Below are 4158 nucleotides of genomic sequence, written 5' to 3' on the forward strand. Positions count from 1 at the left end.
GAGCGGGATCCCGGCCCCGAGCGCGGCCAGCACGCCGCCCCATCCACCGTTCGTCACCATCACGTCGACCCCCGGGAGCAGGGCGCCGTACGGCACGAGACCGGCCACCCGCGCGTTCGGCGGGGCCGGGAACGGCAGGTCGGCGTCATCCGCTCGCCCGGTCGTGGCGACCACGAGCACGCCCTGCCTGCCGAGCGCCGCGAACGCGGGCTCGATGAGGTCGTGCGGGTCCACGTTCAGCGTGCCCTGCGTCACGAGCACGACCGGCACGTCGGATGCCGCGAAGTCGTCCCACCAGGCGGGCAGCGTCGCGTCGCCGCGCGCCGGGCGGGTCAGCTCGCCGACGAACACCACGTGCGTCGCGAGGTCCGACCGCGCGAACTCGAGCTCGGAGACCCCGGAGGCGCAGACCAGGTCGGGCGAGTACCAGGCGTCGCCGAACGATCGGGCGGTCGTCGGCAGTCCGATGCGTTCGCGCTCCTCGGCGTAGGCCCGCTGGATGCCGCGGGCCCCGACATCCGCGACCACCCACAGGGCTCGGTCCCTGAGGCGCCCGAGTGCGCCCCTCGGGGGTGCGAGGCCGAACATCGGCGGTGGCCGGTCGCGGCTGGGCATCGCGAGCGGCACGATGCTCACGGTGACCCACGGGGTGCGCGTGCGCTCGGACGCGAGGTGCGCCCCGAGGCTCAGCCCGTCGGCGACGATGACGTCCCACGGGCGTTCGTCGAACGCCCGCACCAGGTCGTCGGACTGGGCGGCGGCCGTGCGAACGAAGACGTGCTCGACGTTCGCGAGCATCTGCCGCGGACCCTTGCGCCCGCGCAGCACGGGGAACGTCGCGGCCAGGTCGTACTCGTCGAAGTCTGGCGCCGAGGTCCACGTGAGCACCCGCGCGCCGACCGCCGCGAATCGTTCGGCGTGCGCGGAGCCGGTGTAGACCCGCACGTCGTGACCCGCCTCGACGAAGGCACGCGCGACGGCCGCCATCGGCGCGACATGGCCGTGGAACGGCATCACCGCGATCATCACCTCGGCCATGCCCGATTCGACCACATCGCCCCGATGGCGCGTCAACCCCCAGTGCTGGCACGGGGGACGGAATGGGTGGGGGCCCTCGCCGGATTCCGGCGCAGGCCCGGATCTCCGCGATGGCCGCAGCCGATTCACTGGAACCCAGCGCCGCACCGATGCGCCCCGTTCCCCACACCGAAACCGCTCTGGAAGGAGCACGTCCGCCATGTCCTCGATCCCCGCCCCCGCGCCCGGCCTGCAGCCCATCGGCCCCCGTCCCGTCCCGGTCTCGCGCATCGGGCTCCTCGACCGCCTCGGCGAGCTCGAGGCCGCGCTCAAGGCCTTCCTGCAGCGGTGGAGCATCCCCGGCCTTCGCGTCGCACTCGGCGCCGTCTTCGTCGCCTTCGGCGTGCTGAAGTTCTTCCCCGGTGCCAGCCCCCTCGAGCCGCTCGTCGAGGCGACCTGGGGCGCGCTGACCTTCGGCGTCGTCGGCGGCCAGCTCGCGCTCATCCTCACGGCCGTCATCGAGACCGTCGCGGGCCTCGCCCTGATCTCGGGCGTGTTCGCCCGGTTCGGGCTCGTCATGCTCGCGGTCGCGTTCGTCGGCATCCTCTCGCCCCTGGTGCTCTTCCCGGGCGAGCTGTTCACGGCCGGCGGCCCCACCCTCCTCGGCCAGTACGTGCTGAAGAACGTCGTGCTCATCGCCGCCGCGCTCGTCGTGGCGTCGCGGGTGCTGCGTGGACCCGTGCGGTCCGCGCGATGACGCGGCGGCATCCGGCGGGTCGGGCGGGGCGCGAGGCGCTCCGCCCTTCCGTTTCTGCGTCAGGCCACGAGGGACGCTGAGGCGTCGGCCGACGCCGGGACGAACCGCGGCGCCCACGCCGCGAGCACCGCGGCCTCCGCGGCGAGTCCGATCAGCGTCCCGTGCGGCCAGTAGCCGAACGCGAACGTGGCGAGGACCATCACCGCGAGCGTCGACCCGATCAGGGCCCGCTCCCACGCGGGGACGCCGTCGGCCCGTGGCGCGACGCCGGCGAACACCGCCCAGATGCCCGTGACCAGGAGCGCGAAGCCCTCCGCGCCCCACAGCGCGTGCAACGGGGCATCCGTCGGATGGTTCAGGTAGCTCAGCACGGTGATCGGCGCCGAGCACAGCACCAGCCACCCGAGCACCCGGCCGTTCCAGCCCAGCCGGGCGAACGTCGGTCCGGTCGCCCACCAGATGAGCACGAACGACACGGATGCCGCGGCGCCGAACGCGGCGTAGAGGTCTCCGACACCCGCGGCGGCGAGCGACAGGCGCAGCCCGTCGTACACCGGAAGCGCGTCGAGGGCGCTGCTCCATGCCGGAGCGCCGGCCCCGGACCAGACCGAGAGCTGGGGCGGCAGCAGGATGAACGCCCAGAGTGCCGCGAGGATCGCGGCGACCACGGCCACCGGACGCCGTGGATGGCTCCGCATGATTGCACCGTAGCGCTCGGCGCCGATCCGCGGCATCCCTCACTCGCGGTACACGGATCGAGCGCGGGGCGAACGGTCCGGGCGCGCGGAGTCCGTGCGCGCGGCGTGCGAGCCCCTCGCGTCGCGCGGGCTCAGATGGCCCGCATGCGGTTGTTGCGCGCGTCGTGCGTGAGCTCGGCGAGCCCGAGGGCTTCGAGCAGCGGCGGCAGGTACATGCCGAATCGGCCGCGGTAGCCCTTGCGCAGGCCGTACCAGCCGCCGACCGGATTCGAGTCGGAACGGCCCCACGCCTCGACCGTGCCGTCGGCCGCGGGCTTCTGCTCGTCGGCGGCGCCGAGCGGCACCCAGTCGCCCTGCTCGCGGAGCCAGGCCGCGAGGTCGTCGATGGCGGACAGGTGGTACGTCAGCGTGGTCGAGCCGACCACGCAGACGAGGGAGGGCGGGTCGGCGTCCTCGGCGCGGTACATCGTGTACGCCGACGTGCCGGGTGGCGTCGTCAACTGCCAGGGATCCTGCGGGGTGCCCGTGCCGGCCATGAGCCGCTCCGTCCTCGTCGACGCGGGGTCGCCCCCACGCGGCAGATGCTACTCCCGGGCGGCGGGGGCGGCGACGGCCCCGGCTGCTAGGCTGGTTCGGAAGGCAACCTTGAAGCCCGTCCCGTGAGGCGGAGAAGGGAGTCCGCATGGCTGTGCGCACCGTGCTGCAGCAGGCTGACATCGATCGGGCGATCACTCGTATCGCCCACGAGATCCTCGAGTCGAATCGCGGAGCCGAACGGCTCGTGCTCCTCGGGATCCCCACCCGCGGCGTCGTGCTCGCCGAGCGCCTCGCCGCGATCATCGGCCGCATCGCGGCAGCCGACGTGCCCGCCGGCGCGCTCGACGTGACGATGTACCGCGACGACCTGGGCCGGCATCCCGTGCGCGCCCCGCAGCCGACCTCGGTGCCCGACGGCGGGATCGACGGCGCCACGGTGGTGCTCGTCGACGACGTGCTCTACTCGGGACGCACGATCCGGGCCGCGTTCGACGCGCTCGCCGACCTCGGACGCGCCCGTGCGGTGCGCCTGGCCGTGCTCGTCGACCGCGGACACCGCGAGTTCCCGATCCGCGCGGACTTCGTCGGCAAGAACCTGCCGAGCTCCGCACGCGAGCGCATCAACGTGCGCCTCGCCGAGATCGACGGCGACGACGCCGTCACGATCGACGGGGGCGAGGACTGATGCGGCACCTGCTCTCCACCAGGGACCTCTCACGCGACGAGGCGATCGCCCTGCTCGACGTCGCAGAGGACATGGCGGCCGTGCAGGAGCGGGAGATGAAGAAGCTCCCGACGCTGCGCGGCAAGACCGTGGTGAACCTCTTCTTCGAGGACTCCACCCGCACACGCATCTCGTTCGAGGCCGCGGCGAAGCGACTCTCGGCCGACGTCATCAACTTCAGCGCGAAGGGCTCGAGCGTCTCGAAGGGCGAGAGCCTGAAGGACACGGCGCAGACGCTGCAGGCCATGGGCGCCGACGGCGTCGTCATCCGCCACCACGCGTCCGGCGCTCCGCTCACGCTCGCGACGAGCGGCTGGATCGACGCGGGCGTCGTGAACGCCGGGGACGGCACGCACGAGCATCCGACGCAGGCGCTGCTCGACGCGTTCACGATCCGGCGGCGCCTGCACGGCGCGGCCTCGCGC

6 protein-coding genes are annotated in these 4158 nt (G+C 73.4%); 3 read left to right on the plus strand and 3 right to left on the minus strand.

The genetic code is table 11. The annotated features are described in order from the left end of the window. Positions 1 to 1038: glycosyltransferase (locus GH736_RS18375; RefSeq protein ID WP_159605915.1), on the minus strand; the 1038-nt coding region annotated here is incomplete at its 3' end. 199 nt (positions 1039 to 1237) lie between these two features. Between GH736_RS18375 and GH736_RS18380 the strand changes: the two genes are divergently transcribed. Next, positions 1238 to 1774, plus strand: a complete 537-nt coding sequence (locus GH736_RS18380) for a DoxX family protein (protein ID WP_159605917.1) — start codon at positions 1238 to 1240, stop codon at positions 1772 to 1774. A gap of 59 nt (positions 1775 to 1833) precedes the next feature. On the opposite strand, the gene GH736_RS18385 is transcribed toward GH736_RS18380, so the two are convergent. Both GH736_RS18385 and GH736_RS18390 read right to left on the minus strand, forming a co-directional pair. Further along, a complete protein-coding gene (locus tag GH736_RS18385; RefSeq protein WP_159605919.1) occupies positions 1834 to 2472 on the minus strand; it encodes a hypothetical protein in 639 nt (212 codons plus the stop codon). Positions 2473 to 2603: 131 nt separating this feature from the next. Beyond that, complete coding sequence (locus GH736_RS18390) at positions 2604 to 3008, minus strand: DUF6855 family protein (RefSeq protein WP_159605921.1); 405 nt, start codon at positions 3006 to 3008, stop codon at positions 2604 to 2606. Between the two features lie 146 nt (positions 3009 to 3154). On the opposite strand from GH736_RS18390, the gene pyrR reads away from it, so the two are divergent. Further along, a complete protein-coding gene (gene pyrR / locus GH736_RS18395) occupies positions 3155 to 3694 on the plus strand; it encodes a bifunctional pyr operon transcriptional regulator/uracil phosphoribosyltransferase PyrR (protein ID WP_159605923.1) in 540 nt (179 codons plus the stop codon). Continuing rightward, the coding region (locus GH736_RS18400; protein WP_407922368.1) for an aspartate/ornithine carbamoyltransferase family protein at positions 3694 to 4158 on the plus strand (465 nt) is incomplete at its 3' end. The genes pyrR and GH736_RS18400, both read left to right, overlap by 1 nt.

The organism is Agromyces humi (assembly GCF_009720255.1).
In the GTDB taxonomy this organism is placed as follows: Bacteria; Actinomycetota; Actinomycetes; order Actinomycetales; family Microbacteriaceae; genus Agromyces; species Agromyces humi.

What these genes read in the sequence shown, in the direction of transcription:
- GH736_RS18380 (WP_159605917.1), top strand. Translation starts at nt 1,238, where the DNA reads ATGTCCTCGATCCCCGCCCCCGCGCCCGGCCTGCAGCCCATCGGCCCC.
- GH736_RS18385 (WP_159605919.1), bottom strand. Translation starts at nt 2,472, where the DNA reads ATGCGGAGCCATCCACGGCGTCCGGTGGCCGTGGTCGCCGCGATCCTC.
- GH736_RS18390 (WP_159605921.1), bottom strand. Translation starts at nt 3,008, where the DNA reads ATGGCCGGCACGGGCACCCCGCAGGATCCCTGGCAGTTGACGACGCCA.
- pyrR (WP_159605923.1), top strand. Translation starts at nt 3,155, where the DNA reads ATGGCTGTGCGCACCGTGCTGCAGCAGGCTGACATCGATCGGGCGATC.